A 21782-nucleotide genomic window follows, 5' to 3' on the forward strand; every position below is an offset into this window, starting at 1 on the left:
CCCGGGGCGTGGGTGTCGCCCTCCGGGGCCCGGTGTTTCCGCACACCGGGTACGGGAAAGCGGGCGGCGACGACCGGCCGACGAGGGGAGAGTCCGGTGCCATACCAGGTGTCCACCGCCGCGCCCGAACGGCGGACGCGGGTGTCCGCCGCGCCGCTGTGGTGCGACGCGCGGGAGTTCGGACTCCGGGGAGACGGGGTCACCAACGACCAACCCGCACTCGCCGCCCTGGTGGACCGCCTCGGCGAGGCGTACGCCGCCGACGGCCAGCCCCGCGTCATCCACTGCCCACCGGGCAGCTACTCGATCCGGGACGCCGGCACGGTCTGGCGCAGCGGGGTGTCGCTGGTCGGCTCCGGTCCGGCGGCCACCCGGTTCCTGCTGAGCAACGAGGGCAACCGGGCCGACCCCACCCCGCTGGCCTTCTGGACCACCGTCCAGCACGGCGCGGACCGGGACCGGCACATCGCCGACTGCACCTTCGCCGACTTCGAGATCGACGGCTCCGGGGTGGCGACCGCCGACTACAACTACCTCGCCAAGGGCCTCGGCCTCCAGTACGTGGTCCGGGGCGTGTTCCGCAACCTCTACATCCACCACACCGGGGCCACCGGACTCGGTTGCGACTTCCTCCAGGACAGCCTGATCGAGGGGGTGGTGGTGGTCGGCTGCGGTCGCCTGGACAACGGCCAGCAGATGGGCGGGGCCGGGATCGGCATCGGGGTCGGCGGCTGGGGCGGGGTCGAGCGGTGCACCATCGCCCACTGCACCACGGTCGGCAACGGCACCAACGGCATCTTCCTGGAACTCCAGAAGGACTTCTGGTCCCCGCCGCGCGGCTACCGCATCGTCGGCTGCCACAGCGAGGGCAACCGCTTCGGCATCTCCGACTGGGGCGTGGACGGGCTGATCGTGTCGGCCTGCACCCTCATCGGCAACCTGGAGGCCGGCTTCGACGTCTCCGCCAACGGCACCGCGGGCGTCGCCGGCCGGGGTGGGATCGTCAGCGACTGCGTCATCGACGGCAACGTCCGGGACGGGGTCAGCATGGGCAACACGCCGGGTCCGTACACGGTGCGCGGCAACCGGATCAGCCGGAACGGAGCGCACGGTTACCACGAGCACGACCTCGGCCACGGGTACACCGGGCCGGCGAGCGACGTCACCATCGACGGCAACGAGTTCTGGGACAACGCCCTGGACGCGATCCGGGTCGACCGGCCCATGGTCGACGTCACGATCACCGGCAACCGGATCCGTAACAACGGTCGGCGGTGCGCCGCCGCGGTCGGCGGCAGCGGCGGGTCGGTCCGCTACGGCCACCGGTCGGTGACCGACCCGGCCGCGCACTGGCCGGTGGACGGGCACCGGGGCAAGGTGGTGCGGGTCGGCACCCGGCAGGCGGTGGTGAGCGGCAACACCGCGACCGAGCTGAGGCTGGCCGAACTGCGTCCGGACACCACCACCGGCTGGAACGAGGACGTCCCGTCGCCCGGTACGGCCTACGACCTGCCCGCGGCACCGGCGGTGCGGGCCGGAATCACCGTGAACGCGAGCGTCGACTCGGCCACCGTGCGGGGCAACCGGATCTGGGACAACCGCGCCGAGCGTACCCAGACCCACGGGCTGTGGATCACGGAGCGGGGGCGGTGCGTCGCCTGCCGGGTCGAGGACAACGACCTCGCCGGCAACATCGTGGACGCCCTGCGCCTGGACACCCCACCGGTGGGCGGCCACTGGCACCGCAACCACACCGACCAGCGGTGACCGCTCAGCTCTCCCCGTCGGCCGGTGCGGTCGTGGTGGCTCCCGCGTGCCGGTCGCGCAGCCGGGCCCGGATCTCCTCCGGGGTGTACGCCCGGCGCCGCCGTTCCGCGCGGGCGACGACCACGCCGGTCGCCGCGACGCCGACCACACCGGCCAGCCCGAGGAGCTTCCACCACTGCATCCGTTGCCGCATGCGCCTAGGGTAGTGCCCCATGAGCATCAGCCTGGACGAGGCGGTCGAGCTGACCCGTACCGGCGACGTGTGGGTGTTCCGGGGCCGCAGCGTGCCGGACCGCGCCATCCAGCTCACCACCAACAGTCCGGTCAACCACGTCGGCATGGCCGTGGTGCTGGACGACCTGCCGCCGCTGATGTGGCACGCGGAACTGGGCCGTTCCCTGCCCGACATGTGGACCGGCACCCACCAGCGTGGCGTGCAGTTGCACGACCTGCGGGACGCGGTCTGCGTCTGGGCCGAGCGGTACGGTCAGCGGGCCTGGCTGCGGCAGCTCGAACCGCCGGCCGCTCCGGCGATGGAGGAGGCCGTGCTGCGCACCGTGGCCCGGCTCGACGGTACGCCCTTCCCGTCCACCGCCCAGCTCGCCTGGCGCTGGCTGCGTGGCCGGGTTCCGGCGCTGCCCCGACCGGCGCTGCCCGGCTGGCGCCCCCTTGCGCCGGCACCCGTCGGCGGGCCGGCACCGATGGCGGACCGCTCGCTGGAGACCGCGTACTGCGCGGAGGTGGTCGCGGTGACCTACGAGGCGATGGGACTGCTCCCGGCGGGGCGGCGGCCGAACTGGTACGACCCGGGCCGGTTCTGGAGCGGCGACGACCTCGGCCTGGAGGCGGGTGCGACGCTCGGCGCCGAGATCGAGGTGCAGATCCCCGCCCGGTGAGGTTTGCTCGGACCTCCGCGCGGCAACTCCTGGCGTCGTGACAGCCTCCACCGACCTTGACACGCTCACCGACTTCTTCGACCGGTACGGCGTGGCGCTGACCACCGGTGACATCTCCGCCATCGCCGGCTGCTACGCCCTGCCCGGCCTGGTGGTGGCCGACACCTACAGCTTCTCGTTCAGTTCCCCCGCCGCGGTGGCGCTCTCGTTCGTGGGCGCCGCACCCGACTACCAGGACCGCGAACTGGTCGCCGCCAACGCGGTGATCCTCCAGGTGGAACCGGTCTCCCCGCTGCTGGCCCTGGTGGCGGTGCAGTGGGAGTTCCTGGACAGCCTGGGTCGGGCGGTGCCCGGCGAGCGGTACCGCTACCTGCTGCGCGCCACCGACGACGGGCCGGTGATCTGCACCGTCATCCGGGCCGGTTGATCCGTCGGGCGGGCACCGAAGGGCCGGGTGTCGCCCCGGGTGGGCCCCGGGCGGGTGCGGCGACCGGCCGGGCTGGCTAGGCTTCCCGGTCGGGGACCGACGAGGGAGGACCATGGCCGGGAAGCGTCGTGCGCGGAACGGGTCCACTGTGGCCCTGCTCTCGCCCTGGGCGGTGGTGTCGGTCGGTGTGCTGGTGATGGTCGTCCTGCTGGGCGTCGCCCTCGGCACGGCCGTCGGCGACCGGCCGTCGGACCGACCCGGGCCGCCCCTGGGGGCCGAGCCGCTGCCGGCGATCTCCGCGTCCTCCTTCGCCGCGTCGCGCAGCGCGGCCCCGACGGCGAGCCGGTCGGCCCGTCCCACCCCGACCCCGTCGACGAGTCCGACCCGTACGGCGTCCCCGACCCCGTCGCGCAGCCCCAGCCCGGTCGAGTCGGGCCCGGCTCCGTTGCTCAGCCAGCCGTCGTCCCCGTCGGCGCAGGTCACCGGGGTCTACCGGGCGGTGGAGACCTACTCCGGGGCGTTCATCGGTGAGGTGCGGCTGACCAACCCCTCGGACGCGCCCCGCCCCTGGACGGTGCGGGTGGAGGTGTCCGGCGCGCGCCTGGTGTCGGCCTGGGTGGACGGTTCGGCGCAGGCCGAGGTCGCCGGTTCCCGATCCCTGTTCACCTTCACCAGCGGGGCCACCCTCGCCCCCGGGGCCTCGGCGTCGCTGCGGTTCCACCTGGCCGACACCGGTGCCGCCACCCGTCCCACGAGCTGCGCGGTCGACGGCGCCCCCTGCGGTCGCTGACCCGCCGGATGGTGGCGGGGGACACCGGACGGGACCTCCCTCTGCAAGTCGGTCGCAACATTTCGACTTGGTTTGCAAACTATTGCAGAACCTTTCGGTAAGGACTAGCGTGCGGGCCAATCTACGACCACGGAAAGGCCGTCGATGAAACCCCCGCGACAATCCTCCAAGGCCCTTTTCGGCCTGGTCTCCCTGCTCACCCTGGCCCTCGTCGGCACCCCCGTTGCCGCGAACCCCCGCGGTGCCGACAGCGCCGGGCGACCCGACCCCCTCGCCGTGGCCGGTGCGCCACAGTGGCGCAGCGAGCCGAGCGCCGAGGCGATGCTCCGGGCCGGCGCCAACGAGGCGCGTGCCGAACAGTTCTACTTCGTCCTGCCGGACCGGTTCGCCAACGGCGACCCGCGCAACGACCGCGGTGGCCTGACCGGCGACCGGCTGAAGACCGGTCTCGACCCCGCCGACAAGGGCTTCTACCACGGTGGCGACCTGAAGGGCCTGATCGACCGGCTCGACTACGTCCAGGGGCTCGGCACCACCGCGATCTGGCTCGCCCCCATCTTCAAGAACCGGCCCGTGCAGGGCACCGGCGACGACGTCTCGGCCGGCTACCACGGTTACTGGATCACCGACTTCACCCAGGTGGATCCGCACTTCGGCACCAACGAGGAGCTCCGGCGCCTGGTCCAGCTCGCCCACCGGCGGGGGATCAAGGTCTACCTGGACGTCATCGTCAACCACACCGCCGACGTCATCAGGTACGCCGAGGACAAGTACGCGTACGTCGACAAGAAGACCAGCCCGTACACCGACGCGCAGGGGCGCCCCTTCGAGGACCGCAACTACGCCGACGGGAGCCGGGACTTCCCCAAGGTGACCCCGGACGCCGGCCCGTACACCCCGACCTTCGCCAGCGGGGCGGACCGGACGGTCAAGGTCCCGGCCTGGCTGAACGATGCCACGATGTACCACAACCGGGGCGACTCCACCTTCGCCGGGGAGAACAGCGAGTACGGCGACTTCTTCGGCCTCGACGACCTGTGGACCGAGCGCCCCGAGGTGGTGCGCGGGCTGACCAAGGTCTACGGCGACTGGATCGCCAGCACCGGCGTCGACGGGTTCCGGCTGGACACCGTCAAGCACGTCAACCTCGACTTCTGGCCGCAGTTCGCCCAGGGCGTCGAACGCGCCGCCGAGAAGGCCGGCAAGAAGGACTTCTTCATGTTCGGCGAGGTCTACAGCGCCGACCCGGAGATCACCTCCACCTACGTCCGGCAGGGCGGCCTGCCGGCCACCCTCGACTTCGGGTTCCAGGAGGCGGCCCGGGGCTACACCGCCGGCAACGGCTCGGCGAAGGCCCTCGCCGACGTGTACGCCCGTGACGACCTCTACTCCTCGCGGGACACCGACGCCGACCGGTCGACCACCTTCCTCGGCAACCACGACATGGGCCGGATCGGTTCCTTCATCGCGGGCGGCGGCACCGACCCGGGCACCCACCTGCGCCGCGACCAGCTCGCCCACGAGCTGATGTTCCTCACCCGGGGGCAGCCGGTGGTCTACTCCGGCGACGAGCAGGGCTTCACCGGCCCCGGCGGCGACAAGGACGCCCGGCAGGACATGTTCGCGTCGAGGACCCCCGACTACCTCGACGACGACCTGATCGGCACCGACCGCACCCACGCCGTCGACCAGTACGACCGCGACCACCCGCTCTACCGGACCATCGCCGGGCTGGGCGCGCTGCGCAGGGCGCACCCGGCGCTGCGCGACGGCATCCAGGTCACCCGGCACGCCGCCGACGGTCCCGGGGTCTTCGCCTTCTCCCGGATCGACCCGAAGCAGCGCGTCGAGTACGTCGTCGCGGTGAACAACGCCGGCACCGCGCAGACCGTCACGGTGGACACCTGGTCGGCCAACGCCACCTTCACCGGTGTCCACGGGGCCACCGGCACCACGACCGCCGCCGGGGACGGGAAGCTGACCGTCACCGTGCCGCCGCTGTCGGCGGTGGTGCACCGGGCCGGCACGCCGATCCCGCAGCCGACCGCCGCTTTGGGCATCACCATCAGCGCACCGGCCGCCGACGCCGCCGTGGCCACCCGCGCCGCGGTCACCGCGCGGGTCACCGGTGACCCGATCGCCACCGTCGCGGTCGCCGCCCGGGTCGGCGGCGGACAGTGGACGCTGCTCGGCACCGCCGAGCAGGCCCCGTACACGCTGCACCACGACCTGACCGGGCTGCCCGGCGGGACGAGGATCGAGTACAAGGCCGTGGTCCGGGACGGCGGGGGCCGCACCGCGAGCACCCGCTCCACCGCCATCGTGGGCACCCCCGACCAGGGCGCCTCCCGCGACTGGGCGATCGTGCACTACCAGCGCCCCGACGGGGACTACGCCGACTGGAGCCTCTACGCCTGGGGCGACATCGATCCGGCGTACGTCACCGAGTGGCCCAAGGGGCAGCCGTTCGCCGGGCAGGACGCCTACGGCCGGTTCGCCTGGGTGAAGCTCAAGCCGGGCGCGCAGTCCGTGGGCTTCCTGATGGTCGACGCCGACGGGAACAAGGACGTCGCCCAGGACCGGACCATCGACGTCACGCGGACCGGGGAGGTCTGGATCAAACAGGGGGACCCGACCGTGCACCTCAGCTACTCCGACGCCGTCGGGCAGCCCGCCCCGCCGGTCGAGGAGGGGGTCGCGCTGATCCACTACCGGCGGGCCGACGGCAACTACGACGGCTGGGGCCTGCACCTCTGGGACGGCGCGGCCAACCCGACCGACTGGGCCGCACCGCTGCGGCCGGCGAAGGTCGACGCGTTCGGCGCGGTGTTCCGGGTGCCGCTCGCGGCCGGGGCCACCGGACTGAGCTACATCATCCACTCCGGGGACGAGAAGGACCTGCCGCAGGACCAGCGGCTCGACTTCGCCAGCGCCGGGCGGGAGGTGTGGCTGTTGGCCGCCACCCCGGGTCGGCTGCTCCCGGCGACCACCAGCGGCGCCGCGAAGGACGTCGACATCACCAAGCAGAAGGCGCACTGGATCGACCGGTCCACCGTGGCCTGGGCCACCGGCCCGACGGACGGCACGACGTACGCCCTGGTCAGTGCCGCCGCCGGCGGGGTGACCGTGGTCGACGGCGAGCTGTCCGGGACGTACACCTCGCTGCCGCTGACCGCGGTGCGCAACGGGCTCACCGAGGCCCAGCGCGCGCGGTTCCCGCACCTCTGGGCCCACCAGGCGTTCACCCTCACCGACCGGGACCTGGCGAAGGTGCCGGCCGCGCTGCGCGGGCAGCTCCTGGTGACCGAGCGGGACCACGAGGGCACCCTGCTCGGCGCGACCGGGGTGCAGATCCCCGGCGTGCTCGACGACGTCTACTCCCGGGCCACCTCGGCACAGCTGGGCCCCACCTTCGACGGGTCGCGCCCCACGCTGGCGGTCTGGGCGCCCACCGCCCGGACCGTCGCGCTGGAACTGTTCGACCAGCCGACGGCACAGCCGCGTGTCGTGTCGATGCGCCGGGACGACCGCACCGGCGTCTGGTCGGTCCGCGGCGAGCGGAACTGGACCGGAAAGTACTACCGCTACCGGGTGCAGGCCTGGCAGCCCGCCGCGCAGAAGCTGGTCACCGCCTCGGTGACCGACCCGTACTCGGTGGCGCTGACGCCGAACTCCACGCACAGCCAGCTCGTCGACCTGACCGACCCGGCGCTCGCCCCGGCCGGGTGGGCGAAGCTGCGCAAGCCGGCGGCGGTGCCGTCGTCGAAGGTGCAGATCACCGAACTGTCGGTGCGGGACTTCTCCATCGCCGACAGCACCGTGCCGGAGCGGCGTCGGGGTACCTTCCTCGCCTTCACCGACCCGGCCACCGCCGGCATGACCCACCTGCGCAAGCTCGGCGCCGCCGGGGTCACCCACCTGCACCTGCTGCCCGTGTTCGACTTCGCCACCATCCCCGAGCGGCGCAGTGAGCAGAAGCAGCCCGCCTGCGACCTGGCGACGCTGCCGCCGGACTCCGACCAGCAGCAGAAGTGCGTCGCCGGGGTCGCCGACACCGACGGCTACAACTGGGGGTACGACCCGCTGCACTACACCGTCCCCGAGGGCGGGTACGCCGCCGACCCGGGCGGCGCGGCGCGGACCGCCGAGTTCCGGCAGATGGTCGCCGGGGTCAACCAGGCCGGACTGCGGGTGGTGATGGACGTGGTCTACAACCACACCTCGGCCGCCGGTACCGACCCCAAGTCGGTGCTCGACCAGGTGGTGCCCGGCTACTACCACCGGCTGCTGGAGGACGGCGCGGTCGCCAACTCCACCTGCTGCGCCAACACCGCCCCGGAGCACGCCATGATGGGCAAGCTCGTGGTGGACTCCGTCGTCACCTGGGCGAAGGCGTACAAGGTGGACGGCTTCCGGTTCGACCTGATGGGTCACCACCCGAAGGCGAACATGCTCGACGTGCGTCGGGCGCTGGACCGGCTGACCCCCGCCCGGGACGGGGTGGACGGGAAGTCGATCCTGCTCTACGGCGAGGGCTGGAACTTCGGCGAGGTGGCGAACGACGCCCGGTTCGTCCAGGCCACCCAGGCCAACATGGCCGGCACCGGCATCGGCACCTTCAACGACCGGCTCCGCGACGCGGTGCGCGGTGGCGGGCCGTTCGACGCCAACCCACGGGTGCAGGGCTTCGCCTCCGGGCTGTTCACCGACCCGAACGGCGACCCGGTCAACGGCACCGCCGAGCAGCAGCGTGCCCGGCTGCTGCACTCCCAGGACCAGATCAAGGTCGGTCTGGTCGGCAACCTCGCCGGCTACCGGTTCACCGACACCTCGGGCCGGACGGTGACCGGCGCACAGGTCGACTACAACGGCTCGCCGGCCGGTTACACCGCCGCGCCGGGGGAGGCGGTGACCTACGTCGACGCGCACGACAACGAGATCCTGTACGACGCGCTGGCGTACAAGCTGCCGCAGGACACCCCGATGACGGACCGGGCCCGGATGCAGGTGCTCGCCCTCTCCACCGTGGTGCTGGGGCAGGGGAGCGGCTTCGTGACCACCGGCACCGAGCGGCTGCGGTCGAAGTCGCTGGACCGCAACTCGTACAACTCCGGTGACTGGTTCAACCAGATCCGGTGGGACTGCGCCCAGGGCAACGGCTTCGGCGCCGGCCTGCCCCCGGCGGCGGACAACCAGGACAAGTGGCCGTACGCGAAGCCGCTGCTGGCGGATCCGAAGCTGGTGCCGGACTGCGCGGCGGTGAACCTGACCGACGCCCGGTACGCCGAGCTGCTGCGCGTGCGGGGATCGTCGCCGGTCTTCGGGCTGACCGACGCCGCTGCGGTGCAGAAGCGGGTGGCCTTCCCGCTCTCCGGAGCACAGGAGACGCCGGGCGTGCTCACCATGACGCTCGACGGTCGAGGGCTGGACCGGCAGTGGACGTCGGTGACGGTGGTCTTCAACAGCACCCCGCAGACGGCGAAGCAGCAGGTCACCGGCTTGCGTGGGGCGGATGTGGCGCTGCACCCGGTGCTGCGGGACTCGGCGGATCCGGTGCTGCGGACCGCCTCGTTCGACCGGGCCGACGGTACGTTCACGGTTCCGGCCCGCAGCGTGGCGGTCTTCGTCCAGCGGTGAGCCGACGGTGAACCGGCCCCCTTCCGCGTCTCGCGGAAGGGGGCCGGTTCTGGTTTCCCCCGTCGTGCCGGCGGTGCCGGCCGTACGGCGGCGGTCAGCCGAAGCAGTTCGGCACGGGCGAGCCCGCGCAGTTGTTCGGGTCGTTCGCGGTGATGGCCGACTCCTCGTCGACCGTCACCCCGTTCGGGAAGGTGAACACCCCACCACCGGTGAGCCGGGCGAAGTTGTGGTTGACCTTCGACGAGTCCAGGGTGACCTGGCCGAACAGGTTGAAGATGCCGCCGCCGACGCCGAACGGCCCGAGGGCCTCGTTACCGGCGATGTGGCTGTCCCGGATCGTCACGACGCTGAGCGTGTTGAAGATGCCGCCGCCGAAGAACCCGGCGGTGTTGTCCTTGACCCCGCTCTTGTCCAGCGTGACCGCGCTGCCGAACGCCACGGCCAGGCCGCCGCCGACGCCGGCGGTGCTGTTCTTGTCGACCGACGTGTGGCTCAGGGTCACCTGGGCGTCGACCGCAGCCACCCCGCCGCCGGCCAGCAGCGCCGAGTTGCCGCTGATCTGCGCGTGACGGGCGTTGGTGGTGCCCCCGAGGTCGAGCAGACCGCCGCCGAAACCGAGCGTCTCGTTGTCGGTGATCCTGGTCTTCTCGAGCAGGATCGTCCCGGCGTCGATGTCGTCCTCGAAGATCCGCGGCGCGCCGTTGGAGATGCCGGCACCGCCGATGATGGCGCTGTTGTCCTCGATCTTCGACTCGTCGACCTTCAGCAGGCCGGCGTTGAGAATGCCGCCGCCGAAGAAGAAGGCGCTGTTGCCGGAGACGGTGCTGTGGCTGAGCTTCGTGGTGCCGAAGTTCGCCAGACCCCCACCGTTGCCACCCGAGTGGTTGTGCACGATCGCGGTGTTCACGATGTCGGCGCTGCCACCGGCCTGCACCAGGATGCCGGCCCCGTCGGCGACGCCCGGCTCCTCGACCAGCGGCCGGACCACGCCGGCGCGCGGGGTGGCCTTGACCACGGCCTTCTTCGCGGTTTGCACCTTGTCCGCGCCGACGGCCGCCTGCTCGACCGACTTCCCGGCGGCGGCCGCCCTGGTCATCTGGACCGAGTTCGAGTACAGCGACCAGACCGCCTCCGGGGTCGGAGCGTTGAGGTACCGGTCGGTCTGCCCGCCCTTGATGGTGAGCCCCTCGAGGGTGAGGTGACCGCCGGCACCGACGTTGAGGATGCGGAACTCGTCGGCGGTGACCTCCCGGCCGATCGTGGTGTGGTCACCCTTGAGGGTGATGTGCTCCTCGATCACCGGAAGCCCGTTGCCGTAGTCGTTGCGGGACAGGTTGTAGGTGCACCCCTTCGCGAGCTTCAGCACCCCACCGTCGCTGTTGTTGGCGAAGAGGATCGCCTGGATGAGCTTGTCGGTGTCACAGGGCACCTCCTTCCCCTGCTCGTGGTCCCGCCCGGGTTCCTTCTTGTCGCCCTTGCCGTTCTCGCCGTTGTTGCCGTTCTCGCCCTTGCGGCCCTCCGGGCTCTCCTTGCCGCCCTCCGGGCTCTCCTTGCCGCCCTTGCCGGGACGGCTCGTCTCGTTGCCGCCCTGGTCGCCGCCGGTGATGGCCTGCTGCGCGGCGGCCCAGCTCAGCCCGCTCACTCCGACCGCTCCGGCGCTGCCGGCGACGCCCACCGCGGCCATGCTGACCACGCCCGTCAACCCCGCCACGCCACTGACGATCCGGAGCCGGCGACGGCGCCTGGCCGCCGCCCGGTCGGAGGCTTCGTTGTTTGATAGGTAGTTGGACATCGGAGCTCTCTGCCCTCTCCTCGTACCAGACAAGGTCGCTCCGCCATGCGAGGCGCCCTTCGCTACAAATCGGTTGTAGCTGCTGAACCACACCGTATGAGAAGGTTGCTCGCTATGAGGGCATATCCGAAAGTTGCCCGCATTGGGGGATTTCGAGGGACGGGTGCCCCAGCGCGCGATGAAACGGTCGCACGGCGAACGGCCCCTTCCCGCCGTACCGGGAAGGGGCCGTCTCGATATATGTGGATCAGCCGGTTGCCTCGGCACCGGCGGAGCGCTCCGGGCCGGGCAGGCCGGGCACGGAGTGGACGGGTGCGGCGGGCCGGAAGCTCCCGGACCGCCACGAAGGGGAAGACGTTTCCGACCACACGATAGGTGACGCAGAGCGCAGCGCTGCCGGATTCCGCCGGGAAACCCCAGGACGGGAAGATCCGGGCAGCGCCGGGGCCGGTGGAGAGCCGGTCAGCCGGGCAGGCGCGGACCCGCCTCACGCTGTTCGGCCAGCCAGGTCTCCACCTCGTCCGCCTGCCGGGGCAGGCCGGCGGAGAGGTTCACCGCGCCGGTGGCGGTCACCAGGACGTCGTCCTCGATCCGGATGCCCATGCCGCGCAGCTCCTCCGGGACCAGGTCGTCCTCCGGCTGGAAGTACAGCCCCGGCTCGACGGTGAGGACGAACCCCTCGCCGAGGGTGCCGTCGCGGTACTTCTCCTTGCGGGCGTTCGAGCAGTCGTGCACGTCGATGCCGAGCATGTGCCCGAACCCGTGCAGCGTCCAGCGCCGGTAGATCGTCGACTTCTCGTCCATCGCCTCGTCCACGCTCACCGGCAGCAGGCCCAGGTCCGCCAGGCCCTCGGCGAGCACCCGCATGCAGGTCCGGTGCACGTCCTTGAACGCGACCCCGGGGCGGATGGCCTCGATGCCGGCCTGCTGGGAGGCGTAGACCACGTCGTAGACCTGACGTTGCAGAGCGGTGAACCGGCCACCCACCGGCAGCACCCGGGTGACGTCGGCGGTGTAGAGGTGGCGGTTCTCCACCCCCATGTCCATCAGCAGCAGCTCACCCGGGCGGGTGGTGCCGTGGTTGTGCACCCAGTGCAGGATCGTGGCGTGCTCGCCGGCCCCGACGATCGAGCCGTACCCCACGTCGTTGCCGTCGTGGCGGGCCCGCAGCGCGAAGATCCCCTCCAACAGCCGCTCGGAGACCCCCCGGTCGGCCGGGAGCACCCGGGCGACGTCCTCGAAGCCCCGGACGGTCGCGTCGACCGCCTCCTGGAGCTGCGCGATCTCCCACTCGTCCTTGACCAGCTTCAGCTCGGAGATCGCGGCGGCCAGCTCGTGGTCCCGGCCCGGCTCTCCCTCGGCGCGCGCGCCGTCCCACGGCCGTACCGCCGCGTCCACCCGGGCGTCGAAACCCCGCAGCACCCGGGTACGCCCCGGCGCGACGTCGGCCAGCACCGCGTCCAGTTCGGTCAGGTCGGCGGTGGGCAGACCGAGCTCGGTCGACTTCTCGGCGAGCGTGTGCCGCCGCCCGACCCACAGCTCGCCGTGCCGGCTGCGGAAGAACTCGTCGTTCTCCCGGGAGGAGCGGGGGCGCATGTAGAGGACGGCGTCGTGGCCGGAGCCGTTCGGCCGCAGCACCAGCACGCTGTCCGGGTCGTGGTCACCGGTCAGGTAGGCGAAGTCGCTGCCGGCCCGGAAGCGGTACTCGGTGTCGTTGGCGCGCACCTTCTCCCCACCGGTCGGGACGACCAGCGTCTCGCCGGGGAAGGCCGCCGAGAGCGCCGCCCGCCGCTTGGCGTAGTTGGGCACCTCGGGGCGTGGACCCACCGGCAGGGTGGTGTCCCGCCAGCCCTGACGCATGAAGGCCAGGAAGGCCTCCGGGAAGTCCGGGTCGTGCGATTCGGTGCCGTCCGTCGGCTTCGCGTCGGTCCGCTTCTCAGCCATGGTCCGCTCCCTCCGGTGGCGTCGCTCGTGCAGACGGTACCGCGCGCACCGGGCACCGGGAGAGCCCGTGGTGCCGCGACGGGGCGTTCGGGCGCGTGGAAAGATGGCCAACATGTGCGGACTCCTGGCCTTTTTCAGCGCGCGCGGCGACGCCGGCGCGCACCGCGACGCCATCGCCGGAGCATTGGAATGCCTGCACCACCGCGGGCCGGACGAGACCGGGGTCGAGCTGGTCGGTGACGCGACCGGCCGGTACGCGGACGGGGTGTTCGCCCACAAGCGGCTCGCCATCATCGACGTGGCGTCCAGCCACGAGCCGCTGCCCTACGCGGGCGGCCGGTACCTGCTCACCTTCAACGGTGAGATCTACAACTACATCGAGCTGCGCGAGGAGCTGATCCGCAACTTCGGCGCCCAGTTCGCCACGGCCGGTGACGGTGAGGTGATCGTCGCCGGCTACCACTACTGGGGCGAGCAGGTGCTCACCCGGCTGCGCGGCATGTTCGCCTTCGTCATCTGGGACCGGCAGGAGCGGCGGGCCTTCGGCGCCCGGGACCACTTCGGCATCAAGCCGCTGCACTACCTGGAGACCATGGACGGTCTCTACCTGGCCTCGGAGAAGAAGGCGCTGCTGCCGTTCGCGCAGTCCGCCTACGCCGGCGACGCCGGAGTGGACACCGCCAACCTCTCGCACTACCTGACGTTGCAGTACGTTCCGGAGCCCGGCACCCTGCACCAGGGCATCAGTCGGATCGGCTCGGGCGAGTACCTCACCTGGACCCCGGGCGGCCGGATCGACGTGCGACGGTGGTACCGGCCGGTGTTCCGGCCCGCCCCCGTCTCCGACGAGCAGCGCCTCTACCACCAGATCCGGGAGACGCTGCGGGAGAGCGTCCGGATGCACATGCGCTCGGACGTGCCGGTCGGCTCGTTCCTCTCCAGCGGCATCGACTCCACCGCCGTGGTGGCCCTGGCCCGCGAGTTCAACCCGAACATCCTCACCTTCACCGTCGGGTACGACGTCCCCGGCTACTCCGAGATCGACGTCGCCCAGGAGTCGGCCCGGCACCTCGAGGTGACCACCATCCCGACCAAGATCGGGCCGCAGGACATGATCGAGGCGCTGCCGAAGATTGTCTGGCACCTGGACGACCCGGTCGCCGACCCGGCGCTGGTGCCGCTCTACTTCGTCGCCAAGAAGGCCGCCGAGCACGTCACCGTGGTGCTCTCCGGCGAGGGCGCCGACGAGTTCTTCGGCGGCTACACGATCTACCGCGAGCCGCTCTCGCTGAGCAGCGTCAACGGCCTGCCCGACGGGGTGCAGAAGGGGCTGCGGGCGGTGTCGAAGGCCATTCCGCAGGGCGTCAAGGGCAAGAGCTTCCTGGAGCGCGGCACCACCCCGATCGAGCAGCGCTACTACGGCAACGCCCGGATGTTCACCGAGGAGGAGAAGCAGCACCTGCTGCGCCGGTACGACCCCTCGGTGCGCTACACCGACGTCACCGCCCCGATCTACGCCGAGTGCACCGAGCTGGACGACGTCACCAAGATGCAGTACGTCGACCTCTACACCTGGCTGCGCGGGGACATCCTGGTCAAGGCGGACCGGATCTCGATGGCGCACTCGCTGGAGGTGCGGGTGCCCTTCCTGGACCGCGAGGTCTTCGAGGTGGCCGCCGGCATCCCGGTCGACCTGAAGCTGCCGCCCCGCTCCGACGCCACCAAGTACGCCATGCGGCAGGCGTTGCAGGGCGTGGTGCCCCCGGCCATCGTCAACCGGCGCAAGCTCGGCTTCCCGACCCCGACCCGGGTCTGGCTGCGCGGCGAGATGTACGAGTGGGCCCGCTGGGTGCTCTCCACCTCCGGCGCCGGTGACCTGCTCGACCTGTCGTACGCGATGCGGCTGCTGGAGGAGCACAAGCGGGAGGAGGCGGACCACTCCCGCAAGGTGTGGACGGTGCTGATCTTCTGCATCTGGCACGCCATCTTCGTCGCCAAGACCCTCGACCCGGGCATCCAGCGCAACCAGTCGGCGCTGCTGACCAAGCCCGTGGTGGGTTCCATGGTCCGCTGACCCAGCGGTCACGGCACCCCCCGGCGTGGGGGAGAGGGATGGGGAGGCGATGGGTTACGCGGTGGTGCTCGGTGAGGCACTGGTCGACCTGCTCGACGCCGAGTGCGCCGGCGAGCCGGTCTACCGGCAGGCGATCGGCGGCGGCCCGCTCAACGTCGCGGTCGGGGTGGCCCGCCTCGGTGGGGACGCCCGGTTCGTCGGCTCCCTCGGCGACGACGTGCTCGCCGACCGGATCCGGGCGTTCCTCACCACGGCCGGGGTCGACGTCGCCGGAACGGTCACCGTGCCCGCGCCGACCGCGCTCGCCGTGGCCACCTTCGCCGGGGCGGAACCCGACTTCCGCTTCTACGGCGAGCCGCCCTCCTACGGGCAGTTGACCGCCGACGACGTCGACGTGACGCTGGTCGAGGGCGCGGACGTGCTCTACTGCGGGTCGATCGTGCTGCTCTGCCCGGCGACCCTCGCCGCCGCCCGGCGGGCCTGGTGCCTCGCCACCGGCGTGCGGGTCTTCGACCCGAACATCCGTCCCCGGCTGCTGGCCGGGCCGGAGGCGCTCGCGGCGGTACGCCACACCACCGCCGAGTTCGCCGCCACCGCGCACCTGGTCAAGCTCAGCGCGGCCGACGCCGAGGTGCTCTACCCCGGCGAGCCGGTCGAGCGGGTCGCCGCCCACCTGCGCGACCTGGGCGCCGGCACCGTCGTGGTCACCCTCGGCGCGCAGGGCGCGCTGGTCACGGCCGACACCGATCCGGTACGTGTGCCCGCGCCCACCGTCCGCGCGGTGGACGCCACCGGTGCGGGTGACTCGGTGATGGCCGCGCTGGTCGCCGGTCTACTGGCCGACGGTCAGCCCGCCGAGCCGGCCGACTGGAGCGACCGGGTGACGTTCGCGCTCCAGGTCGCCGGCGTGGTCTGCGAGGCCCCCGGCGGTGCGGTCGCCATGCCCACCCGGCAGCAGGTCGCCCGCCGCTTCCCCACCTGACCGACCTCCGGCCTCCCGTCGCCCGGTCGGCCTGCTCTTCGACGGTCAACGGCTCCCCGGGGTCGGCCCGCCCCGGCGGTCGGCCTGCGACCCCGAGCCGGCGGATCGCTCGGAGCGGCCGGCTCGCCCCAGCCGTCAGCGTGCCCTCGAGGGGTCGGCGGTCGGCCGTGCGACCGAACGTGCTGGTCGGTGGCGGATCGATCCGTGCCGCGACGTCCTCGCTCCGGCGGAACGGTGTCGCTGGTCGGACGCTGTCGAGCTGCCCCGTCTGTGCGGTCGGCGCGGGCGCGCCCGGCAGTACACCCGGTGGGCACGGTGGGCAGCGCGGCGGAGTGCGGCTTGGAGCGCGCCGGAGAGTGCAGCCCGGTGACCGACCGGCACGGCACCCGTGGGTTCCCGGAGGAGCTGGCGACCACGCAGTAGCCATGGGCGGCGATCGCTGCCCCGTTCGTGCGGGCAGCTCCGAAGGATGCCAGGGGTGACATGCCGGCCCGGCGGCCAGGTCATCCGGCGGCCCGGCCACCGGCGGCCAGGTCATCCGGCGGCCCGGCCACCGGCGGCCAGGTCATCCGGCGGCCCGGCCACCGGTGCCCGGCATCCGGCGGCCCGGTCACCGGCATCCGGCGGGTGGTCAGCCGGTGCCGTCGAGTTCGGCGTACCCGCGTCGGGCGGCCACCAGCGCGGCACGGGCCCCGAACGGCGCCTCGGCGGCGACCCGCTCCGGGGGCGCACCACCGGTGTGGCCGGCCCGGATCAGCCAGGCCAGGTCGGCGAGCTGCCCGTGCTGGGCCCGGACGAACGCGACGTCCACCGGGTCACCGTGGCCGGGCACGACCGTGGTGGTCGGGGTGGTGAGCCGGAGCAGCGCCGCCACCGCCTCCGGCCACTGCAACGGGTACGACTCCTCGAAGGCCGGCGGCCCGCTCTGCTCCACCAGGTCCCCGGCGACCAGGACGTCCGCGTCCGGCACGTGCACGACCAGGTCACCGGCGGTGTGTCCCCGGCCGGGATGGTGCAGCACCACCCGACGGCCCCCCACGTCCAGCACCGTCTCGGTGTGCACGGTGTGGGTGGGCGCCAGCAGCGGCGTCCGGGCCAGCTCGGCGGCGAGGGCCGGCTGCTCCGCCCGCATCTCCGCGTACGCCAGGTGGCGCAGCTCGTCGGGGCGGTCGCGGAGCCAACCGGCGGTCAGCTCGTGCGCGTACACCGGCCGGGGCGGGTCGGCGGCGAGGGTGGCGTTGCCGAAGCAGTGGTCGAAGTGGTGGTGGGTGTTCACCAGCGTCCACGGGTGCCCGGTGACCGCCCGGACGGCGGCGGCCAGCGCGGTGGCCTGCCCCGCCGTGGAGAGGGTGTCCACCAGCAGCGCGGCCCCGTCGCCGACGACCAGCGTGACGTTGACGTCGAGCAGCGGCTCGCGCAGCACGTGCACGCCGTCGCGGATCTCGACGAACCGGATGGTCACGACGACCCGGAGGCGCGCTCCACGAAGCGCTGCCGGTCCAGCAGTACCCGTTCCACCCGACCCAGGGCCACCGTCTCGCCGCCGTCGTCGACGGTGACGACGAAGACCAGTCGCCGGCCGTCCACCTCGTCCAGCCGCGCCTCGGCGAACACGGTACGTCCGACCGGGGTGGGTGTCCGGTGCTCCAGTTCCACCCGGACGCCGACGGTGGTCGTGCCCGGCGGCAGGTGCCGGGCGGTGGCCGCGACGGTGGCCGCCTCGGCCAGCGCGAGGACCCGGGGCGTGCCCAGCACCGGCACGTCACCGGAGCCGACCGCCTGCGCGGTGTCGGCGTCGGTCACGGTGAGTTCGACCCGGGCCCTGAGCCCGGGGGTGACAGTCTGCTCCGGCATGGCGACAGCCTACGCCGACCGCTGTACCGCCGGTCGGCGTTCGTCGATGTACTGGCCGCCGTTAACCTGAATGGTGATGTCCGTAGTCACTGACCCCCAGCCCCCTGCCCCGTCCGGTCCACCGGTGTCGTCCGACGGCGGACGCCGCCGCGTGGTCGCCATGTCGATCTGGAGCGCCCTGTTCGTCGCCGGTTGGTTGACGATCGGCCTACCGACAGACCCGGCGTACGCCTTCGTCTGGATCTGGTCCGCCGTCATCGCCTGGAACTGGGGTCGCCCGTGGCGTAGCCACCTGCGCTTCGCCCGGGACTGGCTGCCGGTGGTGCTGCTCCTCGCCGCCTACAACCTCTCCCGGGGGTTCGCCGACAACGGCGCGATCCCCTACTCCTACGACCTGATCGTCGCCGACCGGTTCCTGGTCGGCTGGGCGACCGGCGGCGAGGTCCCCACCATCTGGTTGCAGGAGCGGTTCTACAAGCCGCAGGTGCAGTGGTGGGACGTGTTGGCCGCCTGGGTCTACTTCTCGCACTTCGTGGCGACGCTGGCGGCGGCGGTGGTGCTCTGGATGCGCGACCGTGCCCGCTGGGGGGCGTACATGCGGCGGTGGGGGTTCCTCTGCGCCGCCGGTCTGGCCACCTACTTCCTCTACCCGGCCGCCCCGCCCTGGTGGGCGGCGCAGAACGGGCTCCTCGGCGAGGTCGCCCGGATCTCCACCCGGGGGTGGAAGGAGTTCGGCATGCACGGTGCGGGCAACATGCTCAACGCCGGGCAGATCGCCTCGAACCCGGTGGCCGCGATGCCGTCCCTGCACACCGCCTGGGCGCTGTTCGTGGTGCTGTTCTTCCTCACCTCGACCCGCCGCCGCTGGTGGCCGCTGCTGCTGTCGTACCCGCTGGCGATGACCTTCACCCTGGTCTACTCCGGCGAGCACTACATCATCGACGTGCTGGTGGGCTGGGCGTACGTGGGGATGACCTTCCTGGTGGTCGGCCTGGCGGAGCGGTGGTGGGCGGCCCGGCGCGCCCGCCGTGCCCCGACCGGGCCGGTCGGGACCGACCCCGCCGACGCCGGAACCCGGGCGGACGACGGGCCGACCGGGGGCACCGTCGGCAACGGACCGTCCCCGACCGGGGAGCCGACGGTGCCGGTCAGCCGCTGAGCCGGGCGGAACGGGCCCGCGCGGTCAGTTCGGCGGCGAGGGCCCACGCCTCGGTCAGGTCCCGGTGCACGGCTGCCGCGCCGGCCCCGCCCGCCGTGTCGGCGTGCACGGTGGCCAGGCCCAGCCGCCGTTGCAGCGGCCCCTGGACCACCCGGACGCTCTGGATCCGGGCGTACGGCACGATGGTGAGCTGCCGGGTGACCAGACCCGAACGGACCGCGAAGACCCGCTCGGCCAGCCCGGCGCCGAGGACCCGCCGGCTCAGTGGCCGCAACCAGCGGGCCTGCGGCGGCGGTGCGGTCAGCGGCAGCGCGGAGACGACCACGCCGGGCAGCACCTCGGCGGCGATCATCTCGCCGGTGGGCAGGTCGCCCACGGGCAGGAGCCGGTCCGGACGGTTGCGGTCGTCCGGCTCGGCCGCCGAGTAACCGGCCACCTCCAGCCGCAACCGCAGCCAGCCCTTGGCCCGCCAGAGCAGCGGCCACGTCACGCCGACCGCCTGCACCCGGTTGAGCGGTACGGTCTGCACCCGGGTCTCCAGCAGGCCGTTGCGGATCCGTAGCCGGTCGCCGTCCCGGTCGAGCCGGAAGTTCCAGTCGTCGAGGACCCGCCGGACCGGTTGCAGCAGCACCCCGGCCATCGCGGTGACCGTGCTGGCCACCGCGATGAACGACCAGGAACCCTCGGAGAGGAACTGCGTCACCACGAACGCCACGCCCACCGGCAACAGGAACGCCTGCGGGGTGAGGAGTTGGCTGACCAGCAGGTCGCGGTTGCCGACGGCGTGCAGCGGCCCGCCGACCGGCTCCGGCGGCCCGGCCGCCGTGGTCTGCGGGGCGGGTGCGCGGTGCGGGGCGGAACCGGCCAGGTCGAGCAGGCGGGTCCGCAGGGCGGTCGCGCCGGCCACGCTCAGGAACGCCAGCGGCGCCTCGGTCTTGCCGCCGCCGACCACCTCGAGCCGAAGCTCGGCCAGACCGGTGAGCTGGGCGAGCAGTGGACGGACCACCTCGACGGCCTGCAACCGCTCCAGCGGGATGGCCCGGGTACGCCGCCACACCAGGCCCTCGTAGACGCGCAGTTCCCGACCGACCACGTGGTAGCCGGTGTTGTACCAGCTGACCACCGAGAGGACCGTGGCGCCGAGGGCGAGCACCGCGACCATCGCCGCGAAGGTGCCGAAGCCGACCCGGGACAGCGTCGACCAGGAGAGTCCGGCGATCACCACCACCAGCGACTTCGCCCCGTGCAGGACGGGACTCAGCGGGTGCAGGCGTTGCCGTGGCTCGACGTGTTCCGGCGCCGGAGCGGCCGGGACGGGCCACGGTTGCGGTGCGTCCGGGTGTTCCGGCGCCGGGGCGGCGGCCGGGACGGGCGACAGGTGCGGAATGCTCGGGTGTTCCGGCGCCGGGGCGGCGGCCGGAACGGGCGACGGGTGCGGGGTCTCCGGCCCGGTCTCCTCGGCCGGGCCGCCGCTCACAGGCCCTCCGCGCGGTCTTCGCCCAGCGCGGTGAGCCGGTCGCGCAGTCGGGACGCCTCGGCCGGACGCAGTCCGGGCACCCGGGCGTCGCTCGCGGCGGCGGCGGTGTGCAGCTGCACGGTGGCCAGCCGGAAGGCCCGTTCCAACGGGCCGGCGGTCACGTCCACGAACTGCATCCGGCCGTACGGCACGATCGACAGCCGGCGGACCAGCAGCCCGTGCCGGACCAGCAGGTCGTCGTCGCGTTCGGCGTACCCCCAGGCGTGTACGGCCCGGACGATCGCCACCGCCCGCCAGAGACTCAGCAACACGACGAGCCCCAGCCCGGCCCCGAACAGCCAGTGCCCGCTCAGCGCCCAGGCCACCGCGAGGCCGACCACCACGACGGAGACGCCGATGCCCAGCCGGACCAGTTCCACCCAGATCAGGTCGGTGGAGACCCGTTGCCAGTCGACCGTCTCCGGCCATGGTTCGAGCGGGTCGGCCGGGGTGGGGACGGGCCCGTCGTCGTGCTCGGTGCTCACCGGCGTGCCCCGCTGCGATCACTCACCCGTTGAGCGTAACGATCCGGGTACCGGTTCGACCTCCCGGAGAAAGCTCCGTGCGGTGAGAAATCCACCGAGCGTGTCCCGGTGCTCGGCGCACGCGAGCCAGGTCTTGCGTCGGTCGGGGTCGTGCAACCGGGGATTGTTCCACCGCAGGAACCAGACCGCCGGGGTGCGGCAGCCGCGTGCCGAGCAGACGGGAGGGCCGTCGGGAGCGGGGGCGGAGTCGGTCATCGGGGCCAGTCTAGGTGGCACACCGGAAGGTTGAGCGCCGGGCGGCCACGGGGGGAGCCGCCCGGCGACGGCTGAATCGTACACGTGGCGGCGACGTTCGGACACCCCTGGCCGGCGATTCGGCGTCCGGACGCGGCGCGGTCAAAATCGGCTTCTCGCCCGGCTGGCACTCAGCCGGGCATGCGAGGCTTGACCCGCACCCCG

At 72.6% G+C, this 21782-nt stretch carries 15 protein-coding genes; 8 read left to right on the forward strand and 7 right to left on the reverse strand.

The annotated features are described in order from the left end of the window. Positions 1-96: 96 nt before the first annotated feature. Positions 97-1767: a right-handed parallel beta-helix repeat-containing protein gene (locus tag AB0F58_RS23105; RefSeq protein WP_357146460.1), complete on the forward strand. Its 1671-nt coding sequence runs from the start codon at positions 97-99 to the stop codon at positions 1765-1767. A 4-nt stretch (positions 1768-1771) separates the two neighbouring features. On the opposite strand, the gene AB0F58_RS23110 is transcribed toward AB0F58_RS23105, so the two are convergent. Then, complete coding sequence (locus AB0F58_RS23110; protein ID WP_357146463.1) at positions 1772-1960, reverse strand: hypothetical protein; 189 nt, start codon at positions 1958-1960, stop codon at positions 1772-1774. 19 nt (positions 1961-1979) lie between these two features. Between AB0F58_RS23110 and AB0F58_RS23115 the strand changes: the two genes are divergently transcribed. The 4 genes from AB0F58_RS23115 to pulA all read left to right on the forward strand — a co-directional run bounded on the left by AB0F58_RS23115 (position 1980) and on the right by pulA (position 9517). Beyond that, positions 1980-2663, forward strand: coding sequence for a hypothetical protein (locus tag AB0F58_RS23115; protein WP_357146466.1), 684 nt, complete (start codon positions 1980-1982; stop codon positions 2661-2663). A gap of 37 nt (positions 2664-2700) precedes the next feature. After that, positions 2701-3090 (forward strand): hypothetical protein, encoded by a 390-nt coding sequence (locus AB0F58_RS23120; protein WP_357146469.1) that lies wholly within the window; start codon positions 2701-2703, stop codon positions 3088-3090. 112 nt (positions 3091-3202) lie between these two features. Further along, entirely contained in the window at positions 3203-3880 is a 678-nt protein-coding gene (locus tag AB0F58_RS23125) for a cellulose binding domain-containing protein (protein WP_357146471.1), read from the forward strand. 144 nt (positions 3881-4024) lie between these two features. Next, positions 4025-9517, forward strand: a complete 5493-nt coding sequence (pulA, locus tag AB0F58_RS23130) for a pullulanase-type alpha-1,6-glucosidase (RefSeq protein ID WP_357146474.1) — start codon at positions 4025-4027, stop codon at positions 9515-9517. 94 nt (positions 9518-9611) lie between these two features. Here the strand turns inward: pulA and AB0F58_RS23135 are convergent, their stop codons facing one another. Further along, a complete protein-coding gene (locus AB0F58_RS23135) occupies positions 9612-11228 on the reverse strand; it encodes a right-handed parallel beta-helix repeat-containing protein (RefSeq protein ID WP_357146477.1) in 1617 nt (538 codons plus the stop codon). Between the two features lie 543 nt (positions 11229-11771). Beyond that, complete coding sequence (locus AB0F58_RS23140) at positions 11772-13253, reverse strand: aminopeptidase P family protein (RefSeq protein ID WP_357146480.1); 1482 nt, start codon at positions 13251-13253, stop codon at positions 11772-11774. 112 nt (positions 13254-13365) lie between these two features. Here AB0F58_RS23140 and asnB point away from each other — a divergent pair, with 112 nt between their 5' ends. Continuing rightward, positions 13366-15327, forward strand: coding sequence for an asparagine synthase (glutamine-hydrolyzing) (gene asnB / locus AB0F58_RS23145; RefSeq protein ID WP_357146482.1), 1962 nt, complete (start codon positions 13366-13368; stop codon positions 15325-15327). A gap of 49 nt (positions 15328-15376) precedes the next feature. Continuing rightward, positions 15377-16309 (forward strand): carbohydrate kinase, encoded by a 933-nt coding sequence (locus AB0F58_RS23150; protein ID WP_357146485.1) that lies wholly within the window; start codon positions 15377-15379, stop codon positions 16307-16309. A gap of 631 nt (positions 16310-16940) precedes the next feature. On the opposite strand, the gene AB0F58_RS23155 is transcribed toward AB0F58_RS23150, so the two are convergent. Further along, positions 16941-17771, reverse strand: a complete 831-nt coding sequence (locus AB0F58_RS23155; protein WP_357146488.1) for an MBL fold metallo-hydrolase — start codon at positions 17769-17771, stop codon at positions 16941-16943. Further along, positions 17768-18163, reverse strand: a complete 396-nt coding sequence (locus AB0F58_RS23160; RefSeq protein WP_357146491.1) for a hotdog domain-containing protein — start codon at positions 18161-18163, stop codon at positions 17768-17770. Before AB0F58_RS23160 ends, AB0F58_RS23155 begins: the two co-directional genes overlap by 4 nt. A 76-nt stretch (positions 18164-18239) precedes the next feature. On the opposite strand from AB0F58_RS23160, the gene AB0F58_RS23165 reads away from it, so the two are divergent. Next, complete coding sequence (locus tag AB0F58_RS23165; protein ID WP_357146494.1) at positions 18240-19322, forward strand: phosphatase PAP2 family protein; 1083 nt, start codon at positions 18240-18242, stop codon at positions 19320-19322. Here the strand turns inward: AB0F58_RS23165 and AB0F58_RS23170 are convergent. Together AB0F58_RS23170 and AB0F58_RS23175 are read right to left on the reverse strand one after the other, a co-directional pair. Next, on the reverse strand, positions 19312-20592 hold the full coding sequence (locus tag AB0F58_RS23170) for a PH domain-containing protein (protein ID WP_357146767.1): 1281 nt from the start codon (positions 20590-20592) through the stop codon (positions 19312-19314). The two genes, AB0F58_RS23165 and AB0F58_RS23170, sit on opposite strands and share 11 nt — an antisense overlap. Before the next feature lie 203 nt (positions 20593-20795). Continuing rightward, complete coding sequence (locus tag AB0F58_RS23175; protein ID WP_357146497.1) at positions 20796-21323, reverse strand: PH domain-containing protein; 528 nt, start codon at positions 21321-21323, stop codon at positions 20796-20798. Positions 21324-21782 lie beyond the last annotated feature (459 nt).

Source organism: Micromonospora sp. NPDC023956, assembly GCF_040639195.1.
GTDB lineage: Bacteria > Actinomycetota > Actinomycetes > Mycobacteriales > Micromonosporaceae > Micromonospora.